29 protein-coding genes and 1 tRNA gene are annotated in these 26,868 nt (G+C 70.1%); 12 read left to right on the plus strand and 18 right to left on the minus strand.

What is annotated here, in order from left to right:
• Positions 1 to 218 precede the first annotated feature (218 nt).
• The 7 genes from pyrE to AB0424_RS06955 form a co-directional block, all read right to left on the minus strand.
• Entirely contained in the window at positions 219 to 758 is a 540-nt protein-coding gene (gene pyrE / locus AB0424_RS06925; protein WP_366302735.1) for an orotate phosphoribosyltransferase, read from the minus strand.
• Positions 759 to 768: 10 nt separating this feature from the next.
• Positions 769 to 1,554, minus strand: a complete 786-nt coding sequence (locus AB0424_RS06930) for an aldose 1-epimerase (RefSeq protein ID WP_366303360.1) — start codon at positions 1,552 to 1,554, stop codon at positions 769 to 771.
• Positions 1,555 to 1,589: 35 nt separating this feature from the next.
• Entirely contained in the window at positions 1,590 to 2,555 is a 966-nt protein-coding gene (locus tag AB0424_RS06935) for an SRPBCC family protein (protein WP_366302736.1), read from the minus strand.
• A gap of 73 nt (positions 2,556 to 2,628) precedes the next feature.
• Complete coding sequence (locus AB0424_RS06940; RefSeq protein ID WP_366303362.1) at positions 2,629 to 4,320, minus strand: polyamine aminopropyltransferase; 1,692 nt, start codon at positions 4,318 to 4,320, stop codon at positions 2,629 to 2,631.
• Positions 4,321 to 4,416: 96 nt separating this feature from the next.
• The gene (locus AB0424_RS06945) at positions 4,417 to 4,935 is read right to left on the minus strand and encodes a DUF2617 family protein (protein WP_366302737.1); all 519 of its coding nucleotides are present in this window, start codon (positions 4,933 to 4,935) and stop codon (positions 4,417 to 4,419) included.
• Between the two features lie 322 nt (positions 4,936 to 5,257).
• Complete coding sequence (locus AB0424_RS06950) at positions 5,258 to 5,467, minus strand: hypothetical protein (protein WP_366302738.1); 210 nt, start codon at positions 5,465 to 5,467, stop codon at positions 5,258 to 5,260.
• Positions 5,468 to 5,519: 52 nt separating this feature from the next.
• Positions 5,520 to 5,702: a hypothetical protein gene (locus AB0424_RS06955; RefSeq protein WP_366302739.1), complete on the minus strand. Its 183-nt coding sequence runs from the start codon at positions 5,700 to 5,702 to the stop codon at positions 5,520 to 5,522.
• A 178-nt stretch (positions 5,703 to 5,880) separates the two neighbouring features.
• Here AB0424_RS06955 and AB0424_RS06960 point away from each other — a divergent pair, with 178 nt between their 5' ends.
• On the plus strand, positions 5,881 to 7,062 hold the full coding sequence (locus tag AB0424_RS06960) for a pyridoxal phosphate-dependent aminotransferase (RefSeq protein ID WP_366302740.1): 1,182 nt from the start codon (positions 5,881 to 5,883) through the stop codon (positions 7,060 to 7,062).
• Between the two features lie 77 nt (positions 7,063 to 7,139).
• Here the strand turns inward: AB0424_RS06960 and AB0424_RS06965 are convergent, their stop codons facing one another.
• Together AB0424_RS06965 and clpB are read right to left on the minus strand one after the other, a co-directional pair.
• Positions 7,140 to 7,673 (minus strand): YbjN domain-containing protein, encoded by a 534-nt coding sequence (locus AB0424_RS06965; RefSeq protein ID WP_366302741.1) that lies wholly within the window; start codon positions 7,671 to 7,673, stop codon positions 7,140 to 7,142.
• A gap of 140 nt (positions 7,674 to 7,813) precedes the next feature.
• Positions 7,814 to 10,405, minus strand: a complete 2,592-nt coding sequence (gene clpB / locus AB0424_RS06970) for an ATP-dependent chaperone ClpB (protein ID WP_366302742.1) — start codon at positions 10,403 to 10,405, stop codon at positions 7,814 to 7,816.
• Positions 10,406 to 10,526: 121 nt separating this feature from the next.
• On the opposite strand from clpB, the gene AB0424_RS06975 reads away from it, so the two are divergent.
• On the plus strand, positions 10,527 to 10,931 hold the full coding sequence (locus AB0424_RS06975) for a TIGR03618 family F420-dependent PPOX class oxidoreductase (protein WP_366302743.1): 405 nt from the start codon (positions 10,527 to 10,529) through the stop codon (positions 10,929 to 10,931).
• Between the two features lie 126 nt (positions 10,932 to 11,057).
• Here the strand turns inward: AB0424_RS06975 and AB0424_RS06980 are convergent, their stop codons facing one another.
• The gene (locus AB0424_RS06980; RefSeq protein WP_366302744.1) at positions 11,058 to 11,378 is read right to left on the minus strand and encodes a (2Fe-2S)-binding protein; all 321 of its coding nucleotides are present in this window, start codon (positions 11,376 to 11,378) and stop codon (positions 11,058 to 11,060) included.
• Positions 11,375 to 11,638 carry a 5'-nucleotidase gene (locus tag AB0424_RS06985; RefSeq protein ID WP_366302745.1) on the minus strand — a complete coding sequence of 88 codons (264 nt, stop codon included), beginning with the start codon at positions 11,636 to 11,638 and terminating at the stop codon, positions 11,375 to 11,377. Before AB0424_RS06985 ends, AB0424_RS06980 begins: the two co-directional genes overlap by 4 nt.
• A 139-nt stretch (positions 11,639 to 11,777) precedes the next feature.
• On the opposite strand from AB0424_RS06985, the gene AB0424_RS06990 reads away from it, so the two are divergent.
• A complete protein-coding gene (locus AB0424_RS06990) occupies positions 11,778 to 12,761 on the plus strand; it encodes a helix-turn-helix transcriptional regulator (protein WP_366302746.1) in 984 nt (327 codons plus the stop codon).
• A gap of 5 nt (positions 12,762 to 12,766) precedes the next feature.
• Positions 12,767 to 13,234, plus strand: a complete 468-nt coding sequence (locus AB0424_RS06995) for a hypothetical protein (RefSeq protein WP_366302747.1) — start codon at positions 12,767 to 12,769, stop codon at positions 13,232 to 13,234.
• A gap of 57 nt (positions 13,235 to 13,291) precedes the next feature.
• On the opposite strand, the gene AB0424_RS07000 is transcribed toward AB0424_RS06995, so the two are convergent.
• From AB0424_RS07000 to dnaK, 4 genes are read right to left on the minus strand one after another with little or no spacing between them, the layout of a single operon-like run.
• Entirely contained in the window at positions 13,292 to 13,735 is a 444-nt protein-coding gene (locus AB0424_RS07000; protein WP_366302748.1) for a helix-turn-helix domain-containing protein, read from the minus strand.
• A gap of 4 nt (positions 13,736 to 13,739) precedes the next feature.
• Positions 13,740 to 14,924 carry a molecular chaperone DnaJ gene (gene dnaJ / locus AB0424_RS07005; protein WP_366302749.1) on the minus strand — a complete coding sequence of 395 codons (1,185 nt, stop codon included), beginning with the start codon at positions 14,922 to 14,924 and terminating at the stop codon, positions 13,740 to 13,742.
• Between the two features lie 30 nt (positions 14,925 to 14,954).
• Positions 14,955 to 15,617, minus strand: coding sequence for a nucleotide exchange factor GrpE (grpE, locus tag AB0424_RS07010; protein WP_366302750.1), 663 nt, complete (start codon positions 15,615 to 15,617; stop codon positions 14,955 to 14,957).
• Entirely contained in the window at positions 15,614 to 17,455 is a 1,842-nt protein-coding gene (gene dnaK / locus AB0424_RS07015; RefSeq protein ID WP_366302751.1) for a molecular chaperone DnaK, read from the minus strand. Before dnaK ends, grpE begins: the two co-directional genes overlap by 4 nt.
• A 262-nt stretch (positions 17,456 to 17,717) precedes the next feature.
• On the opposite strand from dnaK, the gene AB0424_RS07020 reads away from it, so the two are divergent.
• The 3 genes from AB0424_RS07020 (at position 17,718) to AB0424_RS07030 (ending at position 21,584) form a co-directional block, all read left to right on the plus strand.
• Entirely contained in the window at positions 17,718 to 18,206 is a 489-nt protein-coding gene (locus AB0424_RS07020) for a sugar transferase (protein WP_366302752.1), read from the plus strand.
• A 107-nt stretch (positions 18,207 to 18,313) separates the two neighbouring features.
• Positions 18,314 to 20,572 (plus strand): (Fe-S)-binding protein, encoded by a 2,259-nt coding sequence (locus AB0424_RS07025; protein WP_366302753.1) that lies wholly within the window; start codon positions 18,314 to 18,316, stop codon positions 20,570 to 20,572.
• 157 nt (positions 20,573 to 20,729) lie between these two features.
• Entirely contained in the window at positions 20,730 to 21,584 is an 855-nt protein-coding gene (locus AB0424_RS07030; protein ID WP_366302754.1) for a Yip1 family protein, read from the plus strand.
• Between the two features lie 65 nt (positions 21,585 to 21,649).
• On the opposite strand, the gene AB0424_RS07035 is transcribed toward AB0424_RS07030, so the two are convergent.
• From AB0424_RS07035 to AB0424_RS07045, 3 genes are all read right to left on the minus strand, one after another.
• Complete coding sequence (locus AB0424_RS07035) at positions 21,650 to 22,147, minus strand: phosphoribosyltransferase (RefSeq protein ID WP_366302755.1); 498 nt, start codon at positions 22,145 to 22,147, stop codon at positions 21,650 to 21,652.
• A 13-nt stretch (positions 22,148 to 22,160) separates the two neighbouring features.
• The gene (dcd, locus tag AB0424_RS07040; protein ID WP_266966911.1) at positions 22,161 to 22,736 is read right to left on the minus strand and encodes a dCTP deaminase; all 576 of its coding nucleotides are present in this window, start codon (positions 22,734 to 22,736) and stop codon (positions 22,161 to 22,163) included.
• Between the two features lie 69 nt (positions 22,737 to 22,805).
• Complete coding sequence (locus tag AB0424_RS07045) at positions 22,806 to 22,979, minus strand: hypothetical protein (RefSeq protein ID WP_366302756.1); 174 nt, start codon at positions 22,977 to 22,979, stop codon at positions 22,806 to 22,808.
• A 164-nt stretch (positions 22,980 to 23,143) separates the two neighbouring features.
• Here AB0424_RS07045 and AB0424_RS07050 point away from each other — a divergent pair.
• The 5 genes from AB0424_RS07050 (at position 23,144) to AB0424_RS07070 (ending at position 26,502) form a co-directional block, all read left to right on the plus strand.
• Positions 23,144 to 23,214: transfer RNA gene (locus AB0424_RS07050), tRNA-Gly, on the plus strand.
• Between the two features lie 222 nt (positions 23,215 to 23,436).
• Complete coding sequence (locus AB0424_RS07055) at positions 23,437 to 24,177, plus strand: hypothetical protein (RefSeq protein WP_366302757.1); 741 nt, start codon at positions 23,437 to 23,439, stop codon at positions 24,175 to 24,177.
• A 47-nt stretch (positions 24,178 to 24,224) separates the two neighbouring features.
• Positions 24,225 to 24,716 (plus strand): hypothetical protein, encoded by a 492-nt coding sequence (locus AB0424_RS07060; RefSeq protein WP_366302758.1) that lies wholly within the window; start codon positions 24,225 to 24,227, stop codon positions 24,714 to 24,716.
• A gap of 353 nt (positions 24,717 to 25,069) precedes the next feature.
• Positions 25,070 to 25,933: a DUF6192 family protein gene (locus AB0424_RS07065; protein ID WP_366302759.1), complete on the plus strand. Its 864-nt coding sequence runs from the start codon at positions 25,070 to 25,072 to the stop codon at positions 25,931 to 25,933.
• A 155-nt stretch (positions 25,934 to 26,088) separates the two neighbouring features.
• A complete protein-coding gene (locus AB0424_RS07070; RefSeq protein WP_366302760.1) occupies positions 26,089 to 26,502 on the plus strand; it encodes a hypothetical protein in 414 nt (137 codons plus the stop codon).
• The last annotated feature ends 366 nt before the right edge of the window (positions 26,503 to 26,868 follow it).

Here is a 26,868-nt window from a genome sequence, read left to right on the forward strand (position 1 = left end):
TCCGCTCCTTGTGATGTGCGGGGTGTGTGCGTTTCTGTCCCTGACCTGGGGGCGACGTCATCGTCGCCCCCATCCTTTCAGACTCTCGTCCGGGCTCCCATGGGCACGGCACGGCAAGGGGCGGGGTGTTTCACGTGAAACACCCCGCCCCTGAGTAAAAGTGCAGGTCAGAACCGTTTACGTCCCGGTCCAGGACCTAAGTCACGACTTCGCGGCGGTTACGCCAGGTCGAGATCGGCCAGCTGGTACCCCGTGAGGTACGTCAGGCCGGCCCCGGCGATCGCCTCCGAGGCGCCCCGGTCCACGATCGTGGCGACGGCGACGACCTCGCCGCCCGCCTCGCGGACGGCCTCGACGGCCGTCAGCGGCGAGCCGCCGGTGGTCGAGGTGTCCTCGACCACGAGGCAGCGACGGCCCTTGACGTCCGTGCCCTCGATCCGGCGCTGCATGCCGTGCGCCTTCTGCGCCTTGCGCACGACGAAGGCGTCGAGGCGCTCGCCACGGGCGGCGGAGGCGTGCAGCATCGAGGTGGCGACCGGGTCGGCGCCCAGCGTCAGCCCGCCGACGCAGTCGAAGTCCAGGTCGGCGGTCAGGTCGAGCATGACCTGACCGACCAGCGGCGCGGCCTCGCCGTCCAGCGTGATCCGGCGCAGGTCGATGTAGTAGTCGGCTTCCAGACCCGACGAGAGGGTCACCTTGCCGTGCACCACGGCCTTGTCCTTGATCTGCTGGAGCAGCTCAGCGCGTACGTCAGTCATGGTCAGCAGCTTAGAGCCGCCGCCAGCTCCAGACGCTCTCGACCTCCAGGGGGTCGATCGGGGTGACGAGACGCGGGTGGGTGTTGAGGCCGTTCGGCGGGCCGGACTGCGGCTCGACGCAGACCGCCTCGGCCGGCTCGTCGTAGATCACGACCCACTCGGCGCGGCTGGTGACCTTCAGCTCCAGCTCGTCCGGCCAGGTCAGGGTCACGTCGACGCCGTCGGGCATGCCGAAGCAGTCGTCCCACGGCCCGGGAAGGGGGTCGATCCGACGGCCGGTGGGAAGGTGGTCGGCACCGCGCTCCTCCTGCCAGGCGGGGGCGAAGCCCAGCTCCACGTCCTGGCCGCCCCGGCCGAGGTTGCGCAGGAACCAGGGGTGCCAGCCGGCCTGGGCGGGGAACGAGTCGTCATAGGTCTCGACGCCGAAGCGGAGGGTGAGCGAGTCCTCGGCCAGCTCGAAGACCTGGGTCACCCGGCCCTGGTAGGGCCACGGGTCGCCGAGGTCGCAGGTGAACACGGCCTCGGTCGCGGAGGTCCGGGCGGTCTTCCAGGCCACGTCGCGGACGGTGCCGTGAATGGCGTGCGGGGCCGCGTTGACGGGCAGGCGGTGGGTGGTCGCGCCGTTGCGGAAGACGCCGTTCCCGGTCCGGCCGCACCAGGGCACCATCGGGAAGCTTCCGTACCGGTCGCCCTGCCGCAGCAGCTCGGTGCCGCCGATGCTCAGGCTCTCGATCCGGCACCCGTGCTCGGGGTTGATGGTCAACTCGGCGTCGCCCGCCGTCAGTCGCGTCTGCATCGTCACGTCCCGACCCTAGCCCCGATGGGACCCTTTCAACGACGGCGGCGCAGGGCCCGCCCGACGACGACGGCGGAGGCGAGGGCGAGCGCCGCGGCAGGTGCGATCCAGCGCAGGGTGGCGCCCGCGCTCGTCGCCTCGGGCGCGGGCACGGGGGCGTAACGGCCGCGCGGTGGTGCGTGGTCGACCTCCTCGGCGCTCCGCCCGATCATCGTGCGGCGGGCGTGGGCGGCCTCGGCGGCGGGCTGCGGGGCGGGGAACTCGATCGGAGTCTCCCCGAAGTCCTCGTCGAGGAGCGGGTCGAGGGCCGGCGGCGGCACCGGGGTGTCGAACACGGCGGCGTGGCCGGGCTCCTCGACACCGTCGTCGACGCCGTCGTCGTCGGCCGCGCTCCCGGTGCCGGCCTCGGCGGGAGCGTCGACGTCGGCCTCGGCACGGGCGTCGGTGCCGGAGTCGGTGCCGGCGTCGCCCTCGGCGGGAACGTCGGTACCGGAGTCGGTACCGGAGTCGGCCTCGGTGGCGTCCGTGGCCGCGGCGGGAGCGTCGCCGGCGGACTCGTCCGTGCCGGCCGGTTCCTCCGTCAGGGCGGCCAGCGCCTCGACGAACCTGTCGAGGAGTCGGGCGCCGGCCAGGGAGCGTGCCCCGTCCGACGCCTCGGCGAGCCGGCCCTCGGCCGTGAGGGCGCCCGTGAAGCTCAGGCTGGTGCCCTCGGCCACCGGAGTGAGGACGACGGTGAGCGACAGCTCGGCCGCGCCCTTGCCGCGTACCTCGGTGCCCTGGCCCTCGTAGGTGATGGCGCCGTCGCGCTCGACGACCTTCAGGGCGCCGCGGTAGGTGATGGTGTTGCCGCCGACCCGGACCTTGAGCCGTCCCGTGAGGGGGCCCGCCGCCGCGTCGGCGTCGCGCTGGAGGCCGGGCACGCAGCGCACCACCCGGGCCGGGTCCGTGAGCGTCGCACGCAGGGCCTCGGCCGGGACGGGAACGAACACCTCATGCTCCATGGAAGCCGAGCCTACTCAGGCCGGGGCGCGGCGTCGCCTGTTTCACCCCGGGCGCGCGCCCCCGCCCGCCGTCTCAGGAGCCGTACCGGGGGTGGACGAGCGTGGAGGGCGGGAGTGCGGAGCCCCGGGTCCGTTCGGCTCGGCGGGCCGCGGCCGCCAGGGTGTCCGGGGCCAGGGAGCGCAGCCGGGGCGCGTCGGGGGCGAGCCCGAGGACGGGCGGCCGGTCGCCGGGCCGCGCGAGCAGGAAGCCCCAGTCCCCCGGCCCCCGTCCGGTGCCGCTGGTGCGGTCGGCTCGGTCGGGCCCGGCGGCGAAGCCGGGGGTGCGGCCGCTCGCGCTGTAGGGGCGGGTCGCGAAGCCCGCGGCGCGCAGGGTGGCGTCCACGGTCCAGTAGGTGCGGGGCCTGTCGGCGGCCGATCCGGCGTGGACGGCGAACCGCCCGGTGTCGGTGAGGACGCGGGCCACCAGACCGTAGAACTCCTCGGAGTACAGCTTGGTGCTGGGGGTGATACCGGGGTCGGGCAGGTCGGAGATCACCACGTCGTACCGTTCCTGCAGACGATCGGCGGCGTCCCGCAGCCAGCCGAACGCGTCCGCGTGGACCACCCGGACGCGCGGGTCGCGGAACGCCTGGGCGTTGAGCGCGGCGAGGGCCGGGTCCGTGCGGGCGAGGCGCACGACGCCGGGGTCGAGTTCGACCACGGTGACGGCGCGGACCCCCGGGTAGCGCAGGGCCTCGCGGGCGGCGAGGCCGTCCCCGCCGCCGACGATCAGCACGCGCCGGTGGCGGCCCTTCATCGCCGGGTGGACGAGGGCCTCGTGGTAGCGGTACTCGTCCCGGCCGGCGACCCTCAGCCGGCCGTCGAGGAAGAGGTCCGGCGGCCCCTCCCGGCCGCCCGTCACCACGATCTCCTGAAGGTCGGTGTGGACGGCGACCCGCACCCGGTCCCCGTACACGGCGCGGCGCGCGGCCTGCTCGAAGTCGTCGACGAGGACGGTCGCGGTGGCGAGGACGGCGAGGACGCAGACGTTCACCGTCAGGAGCAGGGCGCGGGAGCGGCGGGTCAGGTCGTGGCGGAACACCCACAGGACGAGGCCGCCGCCGGCCACCGCGTTGACCGCGCCGGTGACGAGCGCGCCGGTGAGCTGGCCGAGCCAGGGCAGCAGCAGGAACGGGAAGGCGAGGCCGCCGACCAGCGCGCCCACGTAGTCGGCGGCGAAGAGGTCGGCGACCGTCCCGGCCGCGTCGTCCGGGTCCCCGGCCGCGGCCTTGCGTCCCGGGCGCCGGGGACGGTCACCGGGGTCGGAAGAACGATCCGCCTGCCCGGACCGGCCGGCCCGCTGTATCAGCGACATCAGGAGCGGGATCTCCGCGCCGATGAGCACCCCGATGGCGAGCGAGAACGCCACCAGGACGTACCGCGACTCGCCCAGCCAGGCGAAGGACGCGTACAGCACCATCGCCGAGCAGCCGCCGACCAGCGCGAGCCCGGCCTCGACCAGGCCGAAGCCGACGGCGGCACGGCAGCGCAGCCGCTTGGCGAGCAGGGAGCCGACGCCCATCGCGAAGACCATGACGGAGAGCACGACGGACGCCTGGGTGACCGAGTCGCCGATCAAGTACGAGGCGAGCGCGACCAGTTCCAGTTCGTAGACCAGTCCGCAGGCCGCGCAGACGAACACCACCGCGAGGACCGGGAACCGGACCGTCTCGCGCGGCCGCACCGGCCGCCGCTCGGGCGGCCGACGCGCCCTCGTGGGTGGCATGGTCACGGTCGGCTCGATCATGACCGTAACGCTACGTCACGACTGACGGACCCCTTGTCACCCACACGAGTGCATCTGGGGCGCCAGGAGGGCGTATCAGAGCGTGGCGGGCATACGTGCGCCGATCCGGGTCCTGGTCACCACCAACTGCCCCTCCTGGGGGTAGGCGTGCCAGGTGCGCCACCGCATCTGGCCCTCGTGACGCTGCGCCAGCATCGCCGTGAAGGCGTGCGGGGAGCCGGGGAACGTCCCCGCCAGTCCGTGGGGATGGTCGGCGACCAGCGCGAGCAGCTCCTGGGCGCGGCCCGCGAAGGAGCCCTGCGAGAGCGTCTCGACGCGCGCGGCGAATTCGTACTCCCATTCACCGACGCGCTTGGAGACGCCCAGCGGCAGCGGGGTGCTGCTGCCGGGCATGCAGGCCACGGTCTCGGAACAGCTGCGGCCGTCCTCCTCCAGGAGGATCTGGTGGGAGGCGCCGAGCAGCCGCAACTGGACTGTGGCGCCGGAGAGTTCGAGGTCGAGCACGGCGAGGGCGGGCAGCGGCTCGCGGCCGAGGGCCCAGGCCAGGTCGGATGCACGCGTGTCGGTGTAGGTGGTCTTCAGGGTGGTGAGCATGGGTCGGCTCCGCAAACACGGTTTGACGGGTGGGCCGGGGGCGCCCCGGAGAGGGTCCAACGGGAGTGGGGGTCGCCGGCTCGGTTCCACACACGGTCCGAGGGCTGTCTCTGTCAGGAGCGAGAGAACCACGGACGCCGGGCGACACGCAGCGTTTTTACCCAACTTGCTGTGTTTTCCAACCCCTTCGGGGAACCCACAGTTCACTTGTTCAATCAGAATTGATCGAGTTGTCGGCACGTAATGCCAATGTCACGTGCCTCCGGGGCCGTCGGGCGCGGCCGCCGCACCGGTCGCGCGCCCCCTTCACGGTGCCGGGCGGTCAGCTGCCGCCGCCGCAGCCGCCTCCCCCGCAGCCCGATCCGCAGGAGCTGCCGCCCCCGCCGCAGCCGCCGCCCCCGCCGCTGCCGCCGCCGTCGGCCCACCCGCCCCGCTTCCGGCCGCCGCGCCGCTTGGCGCGCCCCCGGTCCCGGACGGTGGAGATCAGGCCGATGACGACCAGAGCCCCCAGAACCACGATGAAGATCTCCATCAGTACTACCCCCGTTCTTCTGTGCGAGGGGGATGCCCTCTACGGGCCCCCGTCAAAGCGGACTTGAGCGAATCGAGAGCTTCAGCTGCAGGACGACGACGAGCACGAGGACGACGAGCACGACGAGCTCGAACACGAGGAGGACGAGCACGAGAACGAGGACGTCGAGCAGGACGAGGACGAAGACGAGGAAGAGGACGACGAGGAGGACGTGGAGGAGGCCGAGCCGGCCCACCAGCTCTCACTGCCGCCGGACCGCGTCGTGCCGCTCAGCGACCGCGCGACGACCCACACCACGATCGCGATCACGACCGCGATCCCGAGGATGAAGAGTGCGATGTTCATGCCAGGGCGATCCCCTCGTCGGAACACCGTCAAAGCGCACTTGAGCAACTCCAGAGCTTCCCCCCAGGATGGCCGTCATGACACGACCGCTGCTCAATCGCCGGCTCGCCGAGTTCGAGACGACGATCTTCGCCGAGATGTCCGCGCTCGCCGCCAGGACCGGGTCGATCAACCTGGGCCAGGGCTTCCCCGACACCGACGGCCCCGAGGAGATCCGGGAGGCCGCCGTCCGGGCGCTGCGGGACGGCCGCGGCAACCAGTACCCGCCCGGTCCCGGTGTCCCCGAGCTGCGGTCCGCGATCGCCGACCACCAGCGGGAGCGGTACGGCCTGGAGTACGACCCCGAGACGGAGGTGCTGGTCACCGCGGGCGCCACGGAGGCCATCGCGGCGGCGCTGCTCGCCCTGGTGGAGCCGGGCGACGAGGTGATCGCCCTGGAGCCGTACTACGACTCGTACGCGGCGTGCGTCGCGATGGCCGGCGGCACCCGCGTCCCGGTCACCCTCCGCCCCCACGAGGGCGCCTACGTGCTCGACCTGGACGAGCTGCGGGCCGCCGTCACCGACCGGACCCGGCTGATCCTGCTCAACACCCCGCACAACCCCACCGGCACCGTGCTCACCCGGGCCGAGCTGACCGCGATCGCCGAGCTGGCGGTCGAGCGGGACCTGCTCGTCGTCACGGACGAGGTGTACGAGCACCTGGTGTTCGACGACGCCGCGCACGTGCCGATCGCGACCCTGCCCGGCATGCGCGAGCGGACGGTCACCATCGGTTCGAGCGGCAAGACGTTCTCGTTCACCGGCTGGAAGGTCGGCTGGGTCACCGCGAGCCCCGCCCTGACCAGTGCCGTCCGCTCGGCCAAGCAGTTCCTGACGTACGTGTCGGCCGGCCCCTTCCAGTACGCGATCGCCGAGGCGCTCCGGCTCCCGGCCGCCTACTTCGACGACCTGCGCGCCGACCTCCAGGCCAAGCGGGACCTGCTGAGCGAGGGCCTCGCCCGGGCCGGCTTCGCGGTCTACCGGCCCGCCGGCACCTACTTCGTCACCACCGACATCCGCCCGCTCGGCGCCGAGGACGGCTTCGCGTTCTGCCGCTCCCTCCCCGAGCGCGCCGGCGTCGTCGCCATCCCCAACGCCGTCTTCTACGACCACCGAAAGGCCGGCGCCCCCTTCGTCCGCTTCGCCTTCTGCAAGAAGACCGAGGTCCTGGAGGAGGCGGTCTCGCGTCTCGGGCGGCTGGCCCGCTGAGAGCGAGGCGGGTGGACGTGCGGGAGCCCGGTCCCCCTCGGGAGGGGGGCCGGGCTCCGGCGGTGGGGCGGGGAGGCTCAGGACTCCTCGTCGCCCGCCTTGTCCTCGGGGGACTCCAGGCCGAACTGCTCGACGATCCACTTGTCGAACTCGATGGAGGCGCGGACCCAGCTGACCGTGGAGGACACGAAGTGCTCCAGGGCGACGCCGGTGCCGATCAGCATCTGGGCCTCGCCGATGAGGCGGAGGGTGGCGGAGCCGTCCTCCTCCTCGTGCAGGTGCGTGTAGACCTTGGGCCACAGGGTGCGGCGGTTCCAGTCGTCGATCGCGTCGAGGATCTTCGCGCGGTCGTCGGCGGAGTGCGGGCGGTCGTAGAACGTCCGGACCGAGAAGACCTGCTGCTCGTCCTCGCCGCGGAACATGAAGTAGGTGCGGAACTCCTCCCACGGCGCCGCGAGGTCACCCTCGTCGTCGACGACGTACTTCAGCTCCATCTGCTCGAGGAGCTGCTTGACGAGGTCCTGGTCGGGGACGACGGGGCCCGCCGGTCCTGCTGCCTGAGGCTGGGGCTGGCCCCCGAAATTCGGAATCGAGGACGGGTCGATGCTCACCGTGTATTTCCCTTCGTACGGATGTCGCCATCCTCTCCCATGCCAGGCGGTACGTGGCAAGCCCCGCCGGTCCGGAAGCGGCGAGATCCGCTGCCAGCTGACAGGATCACGCGCTCCCGGACCGGGGAGGAAGGCGCCGTCTAGCGCACCGGGCCGACGATCAGCCCGTCCTCGAAGCGGTCCACCCGGACCGTGTCGCCGTCGACGACCTCGCCGGCGAGGATCTCCCGGGCGAGCCGGTCGCCGATCGCCGTCTGGATGAGCCGGCGCAGCGGCCGCGCGCCGTACGCGGGGTCGTTGCCCTCCTCGGCGAGCCACTCCAGGGCCTCCGGGGTGACGTCCAGGGTGAGCCGGCGCTCGGCGAGCCGCCGTCCGAGCCGGTCGATCTGGAGGTGGGCGATCCGCCCCAGCTCGGCCCGGTCGAGGGCGGAGAAGACCACCAGGTCGTCCAGGCGGTTGAGGAACTCCGGCTTGAAACTGGCCCTGACGACGTCCAGGACCTGCTGCTTCTTCACGTCCTCCGAGGTCACCGGGTCGACCAGGTACTGGCTGCCGAGGTTCGACGTCAGGATCAGGATGGTGTTGCGGAAGTCCACCGTCCGGCCCTGGCCGTCGGTGAGCCGTCCGTCGTCCAGGACCTGGAGCAGGACGTCGAAGACCTCCGGGTGCGCCTTCTCCACCTCGTCGAGCAGGACCACGCTGTACGGGCGGCGGCGGACCGCCTCCGTGAGCTGGCCGCCCTCCTCGTAGCCGACGTAGCCGGGGGGCGCGCCGACGAGCCGGGCGACGGAGTGCTTCTCGCCGTACTCCGACATGTCGATGCGGATCATGGCCCGCTCGTCGTCGAAGAGGAAGTCGGCGAGCGCCTTCGCCAGCTCGGTCTTGCCGACGCCGGTCGGGCCGAGGAAGAGGAAGGAGCCGGTGGGCCGGTCGGGGTCGGCGATCCCGGCGCGGGTGCGGCGCACGGCGTCGGAGACGGCCCGGACGGCCTCGGACTGGCCGATCAGCCGCCTGCCGAGCTCGTCCTCCATGCGCAGCAGCTTCTGCGTCTCGCCCTCCAGGAGGCGGCCGGCGGGGATGCCGGTCCAGGCGCCCACGACGTCCGCGATGTCGTCGGGACCGACCTCCTCCTTGACCATGGTGTCCTTGGAGGACTCCTGCTGGGCCTCGGCCTCGCTCGCCTCCGCCAGCTCCCGCTCCAGGCCGGGGATCTCCCCGTACAGCAGCTGGGAGGCCGTGTCGAAGTCGCCGTCGCGCTGGGCGCGCTCGGCGCGGCCGCGGGTCTCGTCGAGGCGCTCCTTCAGCTCTCCGACCCGGTTGAGGGACTGCTTCTCCTTCTCCCAGCGGGCGGTGAGGCCGCGCAGCTCCTCCTCGCGGTCGGCGAGGTCGCGCCGCAGCTTCTCCAGGCGCTGCTTGCTGGCCGCGTCCGTCTCGTTCCTCAGGGCCAGCTCCTCCATGCGGAGCCGGTCGACGGAGCGCTGGAGCTCGTCGATCTCGACGGGCGAGGAGTCGATCTCCATGCGCAGCCGGGAGGCGGCCTCGTCGACGAGGTCGATGGCCTTGTCGGGGAGGAAGCGGGAGGTGATGTACCGGTCGGAGAGGGTCGCGGCGGCCACCAGCGCGGAGTCGTTGATCTGCACCTTGTGGTGGGCCTCGTACCGGCCCTTGAGGCCGCGGAGGATGGCGACGGTGTCCTCGACGGTCGGCTCGGCGACCAGGACCTGCTGGAAGCGCCGCTCCAGGGCGGGGTCCTTCTCGATCCGCTCGCGGTACTCGTCGAGGGTGGTCGCGCCGACCATGCGGAGCTCGCCGCGGGCCAGCATGGGCTTGAGCATGTTGCCGGCGTCCATGGCGGAGTCGCCGCCGGCGCCCGCGCCGACGACGGTGTGCAGCTCGTCGATGAAGGTGATGACCTGGCCGTCGCTCTCCTTGATCTCGGAGAGGACGGTCTTCAGGCGCTCCTCGAACTCGCCGCGGTACTTGGCGCCGGCGACCATCGCGCCGAGGTCGAGCGAGACCAGCCGCTTGTTCTTGAGCGACTCGGGCACGTCGCCCTTCACGATCCGCTGTGCGAGGCCCTCGACGACGGCGGTCTTGCCGACGCCGGGCTCGCCGATGAGGACGGGGTTGTTCTTGGTGCGGCGGGACAGCACCTGCACGACGCGGCGGATCTCGTGGTCGCGGCCGATGACCGGGTCCAGCTTGCCCTCGCGCGCGGCGGCCGTGAAGTCCGTGCCGAACTTCTCCAGCGCCTTGTACTGCCCTTCCGGGTCGGGTGTGGTCACCCGGCGTCCTCCCCTGCTCTTCTCGAACGCGTCGAGCAGCCTGGAAGCGCTCGCGCCCTGCCGGTCGAGGATCTCACCGGCCTGCCCGCCCTTGTCGGCGATGCCGACGAGGAGGTGCTCGGTGGAGAGGTAGTCGTCGCCGAGCTCCTTGGCCCGCTTGTCGGCGTCGGCGATGACGGCGAGGAACTCGCGGTTCGGCTGCGGGGGCGCGACCGTGGACCCCGTGATGCTGGGCAGACCGGCGAGGAGCCGCTCCGCGCCGGCGCGCACGACCGCCTGGTCGGCCTCGGCGGCGGCGAGCAGGTCGGTGATGTTCTCGTTGTCCTGACCGGTCAGCAGCGCGAGCAGCAGGTGCGCGGGGGTCAGGTCGGCGTGTCCCGCGGACACGGCGCGGCTGCTCGCGGCGTTGATCGCGTCCCGGCTCCGGTTGGTCAGTTCGGCGTCCACGTGCGGTGCTCCTCCTGGGTTCTCGTGGGTCCTCTCCTCTATGACTTCTCCAGGGTACACAAAGTTGAGTCGAATGCGCTCAAGTTGTCGGAGGGAGCTCCGCCCCGGGTAGTTTCCGGGCATGGCCACAGACCCGAGGAACCCCTCCGACGCGTACTTCGCCTTCTGGCGCGAGTACCACATGAGCACCCTCACCACCCCGCGCCCGGACGGCACCCCGCACGTGGTGGCGGTCGGCGTCACGTACGACCCCGAAGCCGGGTACGCGCGCGTGATCACCAACAGGCACAGCAGGAAGGTCGCCAACGTCCTCGCGGCGGGCGAGGAGGGCGCGCGGGTCGCGGTCTGCCAGGTCGACAAGGGGCGGTGGGCCACCCTGGAGGGCGTCGCCCGCATCCGCACCGAGGCGGAGGCCGTCGCGGACGCCGTCGCCCGCTACGCCGAGCGGTACGGCCGCACGCCGGCCCCGAACCCGGACCGGGTCGTCATCGAGATCGCCCTCACCCGGGCGATGGGGCGCGCCTGAGGAGACGCGGACGCCCGCGCCCCGGAAGGGCGCGGGCAGCACAGCGGCGCCATCGCGTTTCAGGTCCGCGATGGCGCCGCTGTGTGGGGGAAGTGCCTGAGCGATCTACAACGACGGGGGAATCGCTCAGGCACTGCGGGGGGTGGCGGTGATGGTCTCGGGCTCGATCAGCTGGTGGTCCCGCTGGTCGAGGTTGACGAAGATCATGCCGTACCGGATGGCACAGCGGATCGGCTGCGGTGCGCCTCGGGGGCGGCGCAGACAGCGGTAGGCACGGACGTCCTCGTCCTGCTCCCGTGCCACGACGATGGGCTCTCCGAAGAGGGTGACCTTCAGCGCGTCGCCACGGTGGGGGATGGCCGTGGCGAGGTCGACGAAGTGCCATCCGGACCGGTAGGCCGAAGCCATCTCCCGGCGGAACCTGGGGTCGTCCGGCGGGACGCTCATGCTTCAGCGTCCGCCGGGGCGGAGTCCCACACCGGGTCGGTGACCTTCGCCGAGGCGACGTCCCACACCGGGTCGACGGAACGCGCCGGGGCGACGTCCCACACCGGGTCGGGGCGACCCGCCGGCGCGATGTCCCACACCGGGTCGATCGGGGCTGCGACGACCTGGGCGGGCGCGCTGTCCCACACCGGGTCGCTGACGGCCAGCGCTCCTACTGCCGCCGCCCCAATGAAGACGGAAGCAAGTATCGAGCGAAGCATTTTCCTGGACATGAGCGGCTTCGACCTCACTTGATGGTTTCCTCTCCCCCGCGTACTAGACGATGGCTCACTCTTTGCGCGCACACCACCAGGGCAATGCATCATGTTCCTGAAAAGCAGGATCCTGGGGGGTGTGCAAATGGCGCAAAATCACATAGATGGGCCACATCCTCACGGGCATGTCGACCTCTGTGCAGCCGGATCGGACTTGTACGCACGTGCGTTGCGCATCGGGCGAATCACACGGAGTGAGGCAGAAGCCACACCGTGCCTCATGGACCTCGACCTGCTCCATCCGGACCCCGACGACCCGGCGTGGCTCCGGCCGGTTCCGCCGTCCGCGGCCCTCGCACGGCTCGTCCACCCTCTGGAACGCGAGATCCAGGAGCGGCGTTCCCTGGCCATGGGGCTGTCCAGCACGTTCGAGCAGTTCATGGCGATCAGTGCGCAGGACCCCTCGACGACCCACGCCATCACCGTCCTCGAAGGCATCCACCGCATCGACGCGGTCCTGAGCCGGGCCACGGCCGAGTGCTCGAAGGAGCTGCTCACCGTCCAGCCCGGCGGCGCGCGCAGCGAGCACACCCTGAACACCGCGCTCAACCGGATCCAGCCACTGCTCGACCGCGGCGTCCACGTCCGCACGCTCTACCAGCACACCGCCCGGCACAGCCCCGGCATGCAGGTCTACCTCGAACAGGCGGGCATGGACCGGCTCCAGGTCCGCACCCTGGAGGAGAGCATCGAGCGGCTCATCATCATCGACCGCTCGGTGGCCCTGATCCCCGCGCGCCAGGACCGGCAGGTCGCCCTGGAGCTGCGGCACCCCGGCCTCGTCGAGTACCTGGCCTCGGTCTTCGAGCAGTCCTGGGCGCGGGCCACCCCGTTCGGCGAGCAGCTGCCCAACGCCCAGCCCCGGGACGGGATCAGCGGCGTGCAGCACTCCATCGCCAAGCTCCTGGTCGAGGGCCACGTCGACGAGGCCATCGCCCGCCGGCTCGGCATGAACGTGCGGACCTGCCGCGCCCACATCGCCAAGCTCGCCACCGCGCTCGGCAGCGGCAGCCGGGCACAGCTCGGCTACCTCATCGCCCAGTCCGGCATCCTCGAACGGGACGACTGACCACCGTGTACGTACAGATCGACCTCGACGGCCCCGCGGGGACCCTGCGGGTCTCCGGCCACGGCCTGCCGGTCGTGGAGCTCGTCCGGGCCCCGGGCAGCCCCCCGGACGCCCACACGCCCATCGGGAGCCGCCGGAGGGCCCTCCTGGCGCTCAGCGTGGACGGGGTGCCCGCGAGCATCGGGCCGGCCCGGGGACGGCTGCTCCGGCGCTCCTACCGGGTCGACGCACGCGTCGGCGGCGTCCGGTACCGGCTGATGCCCTGCGGCTACGAGCACAGCGCCCTCTCCCGCGACGGCCGCCGGATCGGCACCCTGCAGTCGTCCGGGGACGGCCGGGTCGTCGACGAGTGGGAGGGCGCGCCGGACCCCCTCGACCTCGTCCTCGGCACCGCCCTCGCCGCCGCCTTCGGGACCGGGGCGGCGCCCTGGTGGGAGACGGTCGGCGACATCGTGGGCGAACTGATCCCGTGACGCGCGCGAGGCCCCGTCCACGGCTGTGGACGGGGCCTCGACGGGGAACGCGGAGGACTACTCGCCGCGCTTGGGACGCCACACCACCAGGGCGCTGGCCTGCTGCACGTCCTGGTACGGCACGAGGTCGCGCCGGTAGGAGGCGTGCACCTGGGCCTCGCGCTGGCGCATCGCCGCCGCCGCGCCGTCGACCGCCGCCGCAAGCTCGGCGATCCGGCTCTGCAGCGCCGCGACCTGGTTCTCCAGTTCGATGATGCGCTTGATTCCGGCCAGATTGATGCCCTCGTCCTGCGACAGCTGCTGCACCTGGCGGAGCAGCTCGATGTCACGGGCCGAGTAGCGCCGGCCCCGCCCGGCCGTGCGGTCCGGGGAGACCAGGCCGAGCCGGTCGTACTGCCGCAGGGTCTGCGGGTGCAGACCGGAGAGCTGGGCCGCCACCGAGATGACGTACACCGGCGACTCGTCGGTCAGTTCGTACGGATTGCGTCGGCGTCCGTCCATCGGGTCACGCTCCCTTCGCAGCCTGGAACAGCTCCGCCCGGGGGTCCTCGGAGGCGGTCGCCTCGCGGTAGGTCTCCAGGGCCTCGCGTGCCTTGTCGTCCAGCTCCTTGGGCACCGCGACCTCGACCGTCACGAGGAGGTCGCCGCGGGTGCCGTCCTTGCGGACCGCGCCCTTGCCCCGGGCGCGCATGGTCAGACCGTTCGCCGAGCCCGCGGGCAGCTTGAGGGTGACCGCGGGGCCGCCGAGGGTCGGGACCCTGACCTCGCCGCCGAGCGCCGCCTCCGTGAAGGAGACCGGCACCGTGACCGTGAGGTTGTCGTCCTTGCGGCCGAAGACCGGGTGGGCGTCGACGTGCACGACGACGTACAGGTCGCCGTTCTGCCCGCCGCGCTCGCCCGGTGCGCCCTTGCCGCGCAGCCGGATCTTCTGCCCGTCGGAGACGCCCGCCGGGATGCGGACCTGCATGGTGCGGGAGGACTTGGCCCGCCCGCTGCCCTTGCAGACCTCGCAGGGGTTCTCGGCGATGAGGCCGCGGCCCTTGCAGTCCACGCAGGGGTCGGTGAGCGAGAAGCCGCCGCCGCTGCCGCGCGAGACCTGACCGGTGCCGACGCAGGTCGGGCACACCCGGGGCGTGCCGTTCTTGTCGCCGGTGCCCGAACAGGCGGTGCACGGCTGCTGGCTGGACATCCGCAGCGGTACGGTCGCGCCCTCGATGGCCTCGGTGAAGCTGAGGGTCACCTCGGACTCGACGTCCTGGCCGCGCCGCGGCTGGGTGCGCGCGCCCCCGGCCGCCCCGCGGTTGAACAGGCCGCCGAAGACGTCCCCGATGCCGCCACCGCCGCCGGCGCCGCCGAAGCCGCCGCCCGACCCGCCCTGGGCGCCCCCGAAGAGGTCGCCCAGGTCGAAGTTGAACGAGCCGCCGCCGGGTCCGCCGGCGCGGAAGCCGCCGTTGCCGAAGAGGGCGCGGGCCTCGTCGTACTCCTTGCGCTTCTTGGGGTCACCGAGGATGTCGTTGGCCTCGGAGATCTCCTTGAAGCGCTCCTCGGCCCTGGTGTCGCCCTTGTTGGCGTCCGGGTGGTTCTCGCGGGCGAGCTTCCGGTACGCCTTCTTGATCTCGGCCTCGGTGGCGTCCTTGGGGACGCCGAGAACCTTGTAGTAGTCCTTCTCGACGAAGTCCTTCGTGCTCATCGACGTCCCTCCTTCCGGACGATCGTTGCGTCACCCCTCGTCGGGGGCACCGCTCTCCTCGTCGGCCGACTTCTTCTCGTCCTTGGCCGGTGCCGCGCCCGGCTGGGGCTCGGCGACGGCCACGCGGGCGGGCCGGATGGTCCGCTCGCCGATCCGGTACCCCGGCTGCAGGATCGCCACGCAGGTCGTCTCGGTGACGTCCGGCGCGTACGAGTGCATCAGGGCCTCGTGGATCGTCGGGTCGAAGGGCTCGCCCTCCTTGCCGAACTGCTGCAGACCCATCTTGGCGACGACGGTCTCCAGCGATTCGGCCACCGACTTGAACCCGCCCACGAGCTCGCCGTGGTCCCGGGCCCGGCCGACGTCGTCGAGCACCGGGAGCAGCTCGCTCAGGAGGCTCGCGACGGCGATCTCCTTCACGGTGACCCGGTCCCGCTCCACGCGGCGGCGGTAGTTCTGGTACTCGGCCTGGAGCCGCTGGAGGTCCGCGGTGCGCTCGTCGAGCGCGGAACGGACCTGGTCCAGCTGGGCGGTGAGGCCCGCGGCGGCGGCCGGCTTCTGGTTGCTTGCGTCCCCGGCCGGGGCCGTCGAGTCCTCCTTGGCGGAGTTCTCGACGGCCTCGGCGGCGTCGTCAGGGGTGGCGCCGGAGGGGACGTCGGACTTCTCCTCGAAGCCCGGGGTCTCCTCGGTCACGCCTGACCGCCCTTCTTGGGCTCGTCGTCGATGATCTCGGCGTCGACGACGTCGTCGTCGGCCTGGGCCTGGCCGGCACCGGCGTCGCCGGCGGCCTGGGCGCCCTGGGCGTCGGCGTACAGCGCCTGGCCGAGCTTCTGGGAGACGGCCGCGACCTTCTCGGTGGCGGTGCGGATCTCCGCGGTGTCCTCGCCCTTGAGCTTCTCCTTCAGCTCGCCGAGCGCGGCCTCGACCTCGGCCTTGACGTCGCCGGGGACCTTGTCCTCGTTGTCCTTGAGGAACTTCTCCGTCTGGTAGACGAGCTGCTCGCCCTGGTTGCGGGACTCGGCGGCCTCGCGGCGACGGTGGTCCTCGTCCGCGTACTGCTCGGCCTCCTGGCGCATCCGGTCGACCTCGTCCTTCGGCAGCGAGGAGCCGCCGGTGACGGTCATCTTCTGCTCCTTGCCCGTGCCCAGGTCCTTCGCGGTCACGTGCATGATGCCGTTGGCGTCGATGTCGAAGGCGACCTCGATCTGCGGGACGCCGCGGGGCGCCGGCGGCAGACCGGTCAGCTCGAACATCCCGAGCTTCTTGTTGTACGCCGCGATCTCGCGCTCGCCCTGGTAGACCTGGATCTGCACGGACGGCTGGTTGTCCTCGGCCGTCGTGAAGATCTCGGACCGCTTGGTCGGGATCGTGGTGTTGCGCTCGATGAGCTTGGTCATGATGCCGCCCTTGGTCTCGATGCCGAGGGACAGCGGGGTCACGTCGAGGAGCAGGACGTCCTTGACCTCACCCTTGAGGACACCGGCCTGGAGGGCGGCGCCGATGGCGACGACCTCGTCCGGGTTGACGCCCTTGTTGGCGTCCTGACCGCCGGTCAGCTCCTTGACGAGCTCGGCGACGGCCGGCATGCGGGTCGAGCCGCCGACGAGGACGACGTGGTCGATCTCGCGCAGCGCGATGCCCGCGTCCTTGATGACGTTGTGGAACGGCACCTTGCAGCGCTCGAGCAGGTCCGAGGTCAGCTGCTGGAACTGGGCGCGCGTGAGCTTCTCGTCCAGGTGCAGCGGGCCCTCGGCGGACGCCGTGATGTAGGGCAGGTTGATCGTGGTCTCGGTCGAGGACGAGAGCTCGATCTTCGCCTTCTCCGCGGCCTCGCGGAGACGCTGGAGAGCCATCTTGTCCTTGGCCAGGTCCACGCCGTGGCCGTTCTGGAACTGCGTCACCAGGTAGTCGACGACGCGCTGGTCCCAGTCGTCGCCACCGAGGTGGTTGTCACCGTTGGTGGCCTTCACCTCGACGACGCCGTCACCGATCTCCAGGAGGGACACGTCGAAGGTGCCGCCACCGAGGTCGAAGACGAGGATCGTCTGGTCGTCCTTGTCGAGGCCGTACGCCAGGGCGGCGGCGGTCGGCTCGTTGACGATGCGCAGGACGTTGAGGCCCGCGATCTCGCCGGCCTCCTTCGTGGCCTGGCGCTCGGAGTCGTTGAAGTACGCCGGGACGGTGATGACCGCGTCGACGACCTTCTCGCCCAGGTACGCCTCGGCGTCGCGCTTCAGCTTCTGCAGGATGAAGGCGCTCATCTGCTGCGGGTTGAAGTTCTTGCCGTCGATCTCGATCTTCCAGTCGGTGCCCATGTGGCGCTTGACCGACCGGATGGTCCTGTCGACGTTGGTGACGGCCTGGCGCTTGGCCACCTCGCCGACGAGCACCTCGCCGTTCTTCGCGAAGGCGACGACGGACGGCGTGGTCCTGGCGCCCTCGGCGTTGGTGATGACGGTGGGCTCGCCGCCTTCCAGAACGCTGACGACGGAGTTTGTCGTGCCCAGGTCGATGCCGACCGCACGTGCCATTTCGATTCCTCCAGCTGACTGACTTGAGTGGAACTGACTCAAGGATGCACGACGACGCCGATCGCGTCAACAGACCTGAGTGGAGGCGACTCAACTCTTCGCCTGCAATCTCACTCAAAGGGCGGTCGGGAGCGCGTCGATGCCGGACCGGACCGGGTGCGGCGTGAGAGAGTCCGGATGCCCGCGGCCGGGCAAAGCAGGCATATCCCACGAATATCCCATGATTCCTTTCGGATCCCGTCGGAGCACGGAGGCAGGGCGCATGACGGCGAAGCGGACGCTCGACCTGACGGGCGGAGTCACCCTCCTCGCCCTCCTCTCACCCCTGGTCCTCGCCGTCGCCCTCTCGGTCGCACTCGGCTCGGCCACCCCGGGCCGCGGGGTGCTGCGCCGGCGGACGGTGGCGGGTCTCGACGGCCGCCCCTTCACGATGCTGACCTTCCGCACGAGGAGCCCGCTGGCCGCGCTGCCGCTGCTGCTGCACGTGGTCACCGGCCGGATGTCGCTGGTCGGGCCGTGCCCCCTGACCCCCGCCCACCGCGAGTGCGCGGGCGAGGGCCGCCGCCGGCTCTCGGTGCGCCCCGGACTCACCGGCCCGTGGCAGATCAGCGGCCGCTCGGAACTACCGTGGGAGGAGCGCGAGCTGCTGGACCTCCACTACGTGGACCACCACTGGCTCGGAATGGACCTGGCGATCCTGGCGCGTACGCTTCCGGCAGTACGCAGACGTCGCGCGGCAAGGTTTGCCTGAGCGACACATATCACCGCGAGCGCCGCTACAGCGCGGGGCCGTGACCGGGTAATCTCAGCAGGAACTCAATAAGTTACCGCTTAGTAGGCCCGCCCGAGGAGCCCTTCATGCAACTCGCCGCGATCATCGTGTCGATCGCCATCACGGTGGTGGCCGTCGCGCTGTTCGGCCGCGCCACCGTGCAGATCTACCGCTTCGTGCGGCTCGGTCAGCCGGTGCCCGCCGGCACGCGCACCGGTGACCCGAAGCAGCGCACCATCACCCTGGTCAAGGAGTTCCTCGGCCACACCAGGATGAACCGCTGGGGCATCGTCGGCTTCGCGCACTGGTTCGTGGCGGTGGGCTTCTTCTCGCTGCTCCTCACGATCGTGAACGCCTTCGGCCAGCTCTTCCAGGCCGACTGGCTTATCCCGATCATCGGCGACTGGCTGCCGTACGAGATCTTCACCGAGTTCCTCGGCCTGATGACGGTCCTCGGCATCGTCACCCTGATCGTGATCCGCCAGCTCAGCAAGCCGACCAAGGCGGGCCGCAAGTCCCGCTTCGCCGGCTCCAAGACCGGCCAGGCGTACTTCGTCGAGGCCGTCATCCTGATCGTCGGCGTCTGCATCATGACGCTGCGCGCCCTGGAGGGCGTCCAGCACCACGTGACGAGCTGGGAGCCCGGCTTCTTCGCCTCGTACCCGCTGATCGCGCTGCTCGACGGCCTGGACCTGAGCACGATCCAGTACCTCACCTACTTCTTCGCGTGCCTCAAGATCGTCACGTCCTTCACCTGGATGATCACGGTCTCGCTCAACACCAACATGGGCGTCGCCTGGCACCGCTTCCTCGGCTTCCCGAACATCTGGTTCAAGCGCAACGCCGACGGCTCCACCGCCCTCGGCGCGCTCCAGCCGATGACGACGGCCGGCAAGGAGATCGACTGGGAGGACCCGGCCGAGGACGCCGTCTTCGGCGTCTCCCAGGTCGAGCAGTTCTCCTGGAAGGGCATCCTCGACTTCTCCACCTGCACCGAGTGCGGACGCTGCCAGTCGCAGTGCCCCGCCTGGAACACCGGCAAGCCGCTCTCCCCCAAGCTCCTCATCATGTCGCTGCGCGACCACGCGCACGCCAAGGCGCCGTACCTGCTCGCCGGCGGCGGCAAGGACATGGAGGGCAACGAGAAGGCGACCGAGGAGCAGCTGAAGGACGTCCCCGCCTCCGCGATCGCCGAGGCCGAGCGCCCGCTCATCGGCACCGCCGAGGAGAACGGCGTCATCGACCCCGACGTCCTGTGGTCCTGCACCACCTGCGGCGCCTGCGTCGAGCAGTGCCCGGTCGACATCGAGCACATCGACCACATCGTCGACATGCGCCGCTACCAGGTGATGATCGAGTCCGCGTTCCCGTCCGAGGCGGGCACGATGCTCAAGAACCTGGAGAAGAAGGGCAACCCCTGGGGTCTGGCCAAGAAGCAGCGCGTCGAGTGGACGAAGGAGGTCGACTTCGAGGTCCCGATCATCGGGAAGGACGCGGAGGACCTCTCCGAGTTCGACTACCTCTACTGGGTCGGCTGCGCCGGCGCCCTGGAGGACCGGGCCAAGAAGACCACCAAGGCGTTCGCGGAGCTGCTGCACATGGCGGGCGTCAAGTTCGCCATCATGGGCGGCGACGAGAAGTGCACCGGTGACTCCCCCCGCCGCCTGGGCAACGAGCCGCTCTTCCAGCAGCTCGCCCAGGAGAACGTCGCCATGCTGAACATGGCGTTCGGCGAGGACGACGAGGACGAGTCGACGAAGAAGCCGAAGTCGGCCAAGCGGATCGTCTCGACCTGCCCGCACTGCTTCAACACCATCGCCAACGAGTACCCGCAGCTCGGCGGCGAGTACGAGGTCATCCACCACACCCAGCTGCTCCAGCACCTCATCGACGAGGGCAAGCTGGTCCCGGTGACCCCGGTCGAGGGCCTCATCACCTACCACGACCCCTGCTACCTGGGCCGGCACAACAAGGTCTACACGCCGCCGCGCGAGATCATGTCCGCCGTCCCCGGCCTGCGCCAGCAGGAGATGCACCGCCACAAGGAGCGCGGCTTCTGCTGCGGCGCCGGTGGCGCGCGGATGTGGATGGAGGAGCGGATCGGCAAGCGCATCAACAACGAGCGCGTCGACGAGGCCCTGTCCCTCAACCCGGACATCGTCTCCACCGCCTGCCCGTTCTGCCTCGTCATGCTGACCGACTCGGTCAACGGCAAGAAGAACGACGGCAAGGCCAAGGAGTCCGTCACGGTCGTGGACGTGGCCCAGCTGCTCCTGGAGTCGGTGAAGGCCCCCGTCGAGCCGGAGGAGCCGGCCGTCGAGCCGGAACCGGAGCCCGCCTCGTAAGGTCCCGCACCTCGGAAGGGCCGCCCCGCGTCGATCGCGGGGCGGCCCTTCGCGTGGGCCTGGGCCGTGCAGGACATCCCCTAGGGGATGTCACAGCTCAGTGGCAAGGAGCGGCCTGATGAGCGTCCGCACGGCTTGAGCGGGTACGTTCGACGACGTGGCTGGATTCAGGAACGGACGCGGCCGGGACAACCGCCCCCCGCAACAACAACCGCAGCAGGCGCCGTACGGGTACAACGCGGCCCCGCCGCCGTACCCGCAGCAGCAGTGGCAGCAGCCCCCGCAGGGGCAGCCGTACGGGCAGCAGGGACAGCACGGGCAGCAGGGACAGCAGCCCTACGGCGAGCCGGAGTACTTCGGCGAGCCGTACGGCCGTCAGCAGCACCCGCAGGACGCCGCGGCGAACAACCCGGGCCACACGCAGATGTTCAGCGTCGACGACCCGTACGCCCAGGGCGGACCGGCGCCCGCGCCCGTCCCGGTGGGCCCGCGCCTGCCCTGGAAGCAGCTCCTGAGCGGCATCGTGCTGCGCCCGGCGGACACCTTCCTGCGCATGCGGGACCACGCCGTCTGGGGCCCGGCGCTGATCGTCACCTTCCTCTACGGCCTGCTCGCGATCTTCGGCTTCGACGCCGGCGACGAGACGCTCGACCCGACCGTCTCGGCCGCGCTGATCACCGGCGCCGCCTTCGTGATCGGCGGCCTGATCCTGGGCGCCGTCACCCACACCCTCGCGCGCCAGCTGGGCGGCGACGGTGCCTGGCAGCCGACGATCGGCCTCTCGATGCTGATCATGTCGATCACGGACGCCCCGCGCCTGGTCTTCGCCGCCTTCCTGGGCGGCGACAACGGCCTGGTGCAGGTCCTCGGCTGGGTCACCTGGCTCGCCGCCGGTGCCCTCTTCACCTCGATGGTGAGCCGCTCCCACGACCTCCCCTGGCCCAAGGCCCTCGGCGCCTCCGCCATCCAGCTGGTCGCGCTCCTGAGCCTCATCAAGCTGGGCACGCTGTAACGACGCACGTCCACGGAGAAGGCCCCCACCGCGTGCGGTGGGGGCCTTCTCTCGTGAACGGGGGCTCAGGCGTCGAGGACCTGGCCCTCGCGCTTGACGACGGGCGGTTCGACCGACCAGGGGAAGTTGATCCACTCGTCGGTCTTCTTCCACACGTACTCGCACTTCACGAGGGAGTGGGACTTCTCGTAGATGACGGCGGAACGGACCTCGGCGACGTGGTCGACGCAGAAGTCGTGGACGAGCTTGAGCGTCTTGCCGGTGTCGGCGACGTCGTCGGTGATCAGGACCTTCTTGTCGGAGAAGTCGATCGCGCTGGGCACGGGCGCCAGCATGACCGGCATCTCCAGCGTCGTCCCGACGCCGGTGTAGAACTCCACGTTCACCAGGTGGATGTTCTTGCAGTCGAGGGCGTAGGCCAGGCCGCCGGCGACGAAGACGCCGCCGCGGGCGATGGAGAGCACGATGTCCGGCTCGTACCCGTCGTCGGCGATCGTCTGCGCCAGCTGGCGCACGGCGTTGCCGAAGCCCTCGTACGTCAGGTTCTCGCGTACCTCACTCATGCCTGCGTCCGCCTCACACCTGGGTCCGATGGAAGTTCATGAACGACCGGGAGGCCGTCGGCCCCCGCTGCCCCTGGTACCGGGAGCCGTACCGCTCGCTCCCGTACGGGAACTCGGCGGGCGAGCTCAGCCGGAACATGCACAGCTGTCCGATCTTCATACCCGGCCAGAGCTTGATCGGCAGGGTGGCGAGGTTCGACAGCTCCAGGGTCACGTGACCCGAGAAACCGGGGTCGATGAACCCGGCGGTCGAGTGCGTGACGAGACCGAGCCTCCCCAGGGAGCTCTTCCCCTCCAGCCGCGACGCGATGTCGTCCGGCAGGGTGATGACCTCGTAGGTCGAGGCGAGCACGAACTCGCCCGGGTGCAGGATGAACGCCTCGTCGCCCTCCGGCTCGACCTCGCGCGTCAGGTCGAACTGCTCGACCGCGGGGTCGATGTGCGGGTAGCGGTGGTTCTCGAACACCCGGAAGAAGCGGTCAAGCCTCACGTCGATGCTCGAGGGCTGCACCATGGATTCGTCGTACGGGTCGATGCGCACGCGTCCGGCATCGATCTCGGCCCGGATGTCCTTGTCTGAGAGAAGCACGCCCCCACGATACGCAGAGGGCGCGGACCTGCCCCAATCGGCGGCCGCCCGCGCCCCGGCACCCCCGGCTCAGCGCCGGCCGGTCTCCACCGGCACCGCGTGCCGCAGCCGCGCGCACCGCGGACACCGGATCAGCCGACCGGGCCCGATCCGAGCGGCCCCCAGCTGCTGCAGCGGGAACGACGCGGTGGTGAACTCGTGCCCCTCGGCACAGCGGACGACGGTGCGCTCCATGGAACCCATCAAGTCCCTTCCCCTACACATGTGGTGAACGAGACAGCCACATTAGGGGATCAACAGGACACCCTCCACGCGCCGCTCCGCACACGCCGACGAGCGAACTTCGCGCTGCGTGACCCATGGGGTAGAGTGTGCGACGATGCGGCATTGATCAACCAGGCCGCTGCGCGGATGTAGTTTAATGGTAGAACATGAGCTTCCCAAGCTTATAGCGCGGGTTCGATTCCCGTCATCCGCTCTTGAACGAAGGTCCAGGTCACAGACCTGGGCCTTCGTCGTTGTCTAAATCTTTCGGGGGCTGTCGTGCCATCCGCGTGCCCCATCTCGCACGAACGCCCTGTTCGGAGGGCACGCGGCGCACCACCTCGCACCGCCTGCGCCGGAGTGCCTTCCGAGAGGATCGCCGCCTATCTTGAGAATCGCCCCATACGCGGCCGACGGCGTGGCTAGCGTGTGCCTCATGACCGACGCCGCACCCTCCGGGGCGGACCTCCTGACGTATCTGAACCGTCTGGAGTTACGTTTCGACTCGTCCGCTTCCCTGGGCGCATCCGATGCCCACGACAATCCCGCAACACTGGAATGGCACTGCCGTGCAGTCCTGCCCCTGCGGGAGCCGGACGACGAGGAGGCCGTGGCCGACAACGCGCGGCTCCTGGCCCCTGGCGTATCGCTGGCCCAGTCGTCCCGGGGCGAGCGCGAGGAGTTGACGATCCTCGCCATGTCCGGCCTCACTCTGGACCTGTGGCGCATCGGGAACGTCTACGAGTCGCTGGACTCGCGCGACGCCGACTACGAGCACTTCGCACCGCTCTTCGACAAGTCGGGGGATCTCGGTCTGCACTCCGATCTGGAGGAGTGCCTGGTGAGCGGTGACCAGGTCGTCATCATCGACCGGGTGCGGATCGCGCCGGCTTGGCGCGGGCTGGGCAGGGTCGGCCGGCTTCTGATCAGCCACCTGCTCCGCTGGGTAGCGGGCAAGGCGGCGCTCGTGGCGACACATCCGTACCCGATCGACATCCCGGTCGGCGAGCGGGAGGACATGGCGCGGGAGACACGGGAAAAGGCCGTAGTCCAACGCACGTGGCGGTCCTTGGGGTTCGAGCCCTTCCATGAGGACGTGTGGGTGATGCAACCGCATAGGCGCGACCACGACGACGCCGTCGAACGCCTGGAAACCGCGTTCGCCGAGCACCTCTGAGACCACGCCCACCCGACAGTGCCATGCGAGGGGACAAACCGGCCGCGATGCGCGAGTTCACCAACCACAAAGCGCAGCTGACGCTCGGCATGCTGCGTTCCTTCCAGCTTGAGACCCTGAACTTCTCAGGGACGCATCCCGAAGCAACCTTGGCCGACTTCGAGCGTCATCTGCGTGACCGGGTGGACGCCCTGGAAGCGGAGCTTGAGGCGAACGAAAGCGCGGCCGAAGCCGCCGTCTTCACCAAGCCCCTGTCGGGCCCGCTCGCCGAACCCGAACGCCAGCGCGCGTTCAAGCACCAGGAGTCACTGCGCCCTTCGGGCACCGAGAGGGAGGCGTGGTGGAAGCGCCGCACAGCGGTGCTGGACGAGATCAAGGCGCAGGGGCTCGCGGAGGCCCTGCACTGGGAGTGCCGCGATTGCGGAGCCCCGGTCGGAGTCGCCTGCCAGACAGCTGGCGGCAGGCCCAAGAAGGAGCCCCACTTCCTACGGGCCACCGATGCTGAACTGCCCTACCTCCACGCTTACGGCCTTCGCTGAAAAACGCCCGGCGCCGCCACCGTCACCGACCCCACCAGGCCCGCACCCCGGACAACAAGCCAGCACTCCCCGCCGCCTACGCGGTGCTCGGTGTCACGCACTGACTGACACGAGGCGAAGAAGACCCGTCCAGCTGCAGCTGGATTGGCATACGGCTGGTGGAGCAAGACGATCAGTTTCTCCATGGAGTCACCAGCAGTAAGACGGGCAGCACGAAGCCCCTGGTCAGCGGTCCTGTCACATCATCCATGCCTTACCACCCGCCATGTCCGTTGGTCCCAGTTGCGCCATCACTCCGTAGACCCAGATTGGAATAAACTGGACCAAAGGGGGTCACTGACCGGGGAGGTCGGATGGCTACGAGCCTGGTGACCGAATACGGACCGAAGCAGTGGAAGGACATAGTCCATCGCGGGCAGCGGCTCGTCGGTACCGAGAGCGCGGTCCAGTTTCAGCTGGGCGACATCGGCCTTGAGATGGTCCCTCTCCCGCCGAAGGGCAAGCGGCTGCCCATGAAGGCGTACAACATGCTGGCGGACTACGCCGACGAGGTCGGACTGACACGAGAGACGTTCGAGGGGTACCGGCTCGTCGCCGGCGCGTGGCCCAAGAAGCAGCGACAGAAGGACGTGTGCTGGACGGTCCACTCCATCCTCTCCCACCGGCACGACCGCTTCGAACTGATTCTCGATCCGCCGGTCCACCGCAAGACCGGCCGTCGCGAGTGGACCTGCGCTGGGGCCGAGCGCGTCGTGGGCTGGAAGACCGACGTCCCGGAAACCGAAGAGGAGCGCCTCCGGATAGTCGAGGATCTACTTGCTGACGAGCAGGTGGCGGCGGCAGCCGTCGAGCGCGTCATGCGCCGGGAAAAGGTGGCACGCCAGGTGGTCGAGAAGCCCGCTGTTCGCGAATCCTTCAACCGGGCTCAGACGGAGCGGATCGTCGAGGCACGAGCCCAGACGAGGAAACGCCCCCAGATCCAGCGCATCAACGAGCAAGCGGAGGTCCTCTCCGTCCTGCGGCTCTGCTCGGACTTCACCCACGGCATCGGTCGCGCCCTGCCTACCCTTCACGTCGCCGAGCTTTCCGAGGACGCGTCGGAGTCGATCCGGGAAGGACTGCAGCGGGTGACTGCGGCCGTGTCGTGGACAGAGCATGCGCTGGACACCGGGAGCACCGACATGGATGCAGCCCTGGAGCGGCTGTTGGCAGAGTAGAGATTGGAGCAAGATCGATACTGACTCAGATAGGGGAGGGGTGTCTGGCCCTCGAGCGCTCGAGGATCCCGGACAACAGATGATCAAGAGGATCGCTGGGCGAGGCCGGGAAGAGCGCTGAGGAGGCCCATCCAGCTCTTGAGGGATGAATAGCGATGACCGCGCACCTGCGTGCTGAAGTAACGGCACAGATGGTGAAGGACGCCTTGGACGAGGCTGGCACCCGGGGCCTTACCTTCGACGAACTCGTCGAAGAAACCGGACTCACAACCCACCAGATCAGGTACGGGATGGCGTGCCTACGAGAGAGCCTCGCGGGCCTGAAGGGCTCAGAAGCGGTATACACGTACGACCCTCGGGAGAACGTGTACCGCACCCAGTACATCCCAGAGGTCGCGGACCTTTACGAGATCTTGAGACTGCAGGGAGAGGCAACGCGGACCCTCAGGATGCTCGCAGGCACCGTGATCCCCCACTCCAAGTTGGCACGCACAAAGGCAGTGCGGCTCATGCGCCGGCATCTGGAGGTCGCAGTCGAGGACGCCAAGGATCTCCTCACGCCAGTCTGATCAAGAAGCAGCCGCCGTAACCCGCCGCGACGATTCCGTTTGACGTGGAGGCCCGCCGGTGACCAGCCCTGGGAGGCGCAGCGCCGTCACCGCCCCGGCGGAGGCGCAAGAGTTCATCCCACGGGGACGTGCCCTGGCGGATGAGGAGCGCGACGCCGTGGTTCTCCTCGGTGACCTTGTCAACCACGACTTCCCACGCCGCGAATGCCCATGATCCCGCGTTCAGGGAGTTCGCCGCCGCGATCGGCATGATCCGCCGTGCTTTCGAGATACGCCGCGGTTGCCGCATTCTTCCCGGCCAAGAGCTGTCGCCCAAAGATGTCGTTCTCCTGGCACGAGAAGCAGAGGGTCTTGCTGAAGCAGGCA

This window comes from Streptomyces sp. NPDC051180, from assembly GCF_040689545.1.
In the GTDB taxonomy this organism is placed as follows: domain Bacteria; phylum Actinomycetota; class Actinomycetes; order Streptomycetales; family Streptomycetaceae; genus Streptomyces.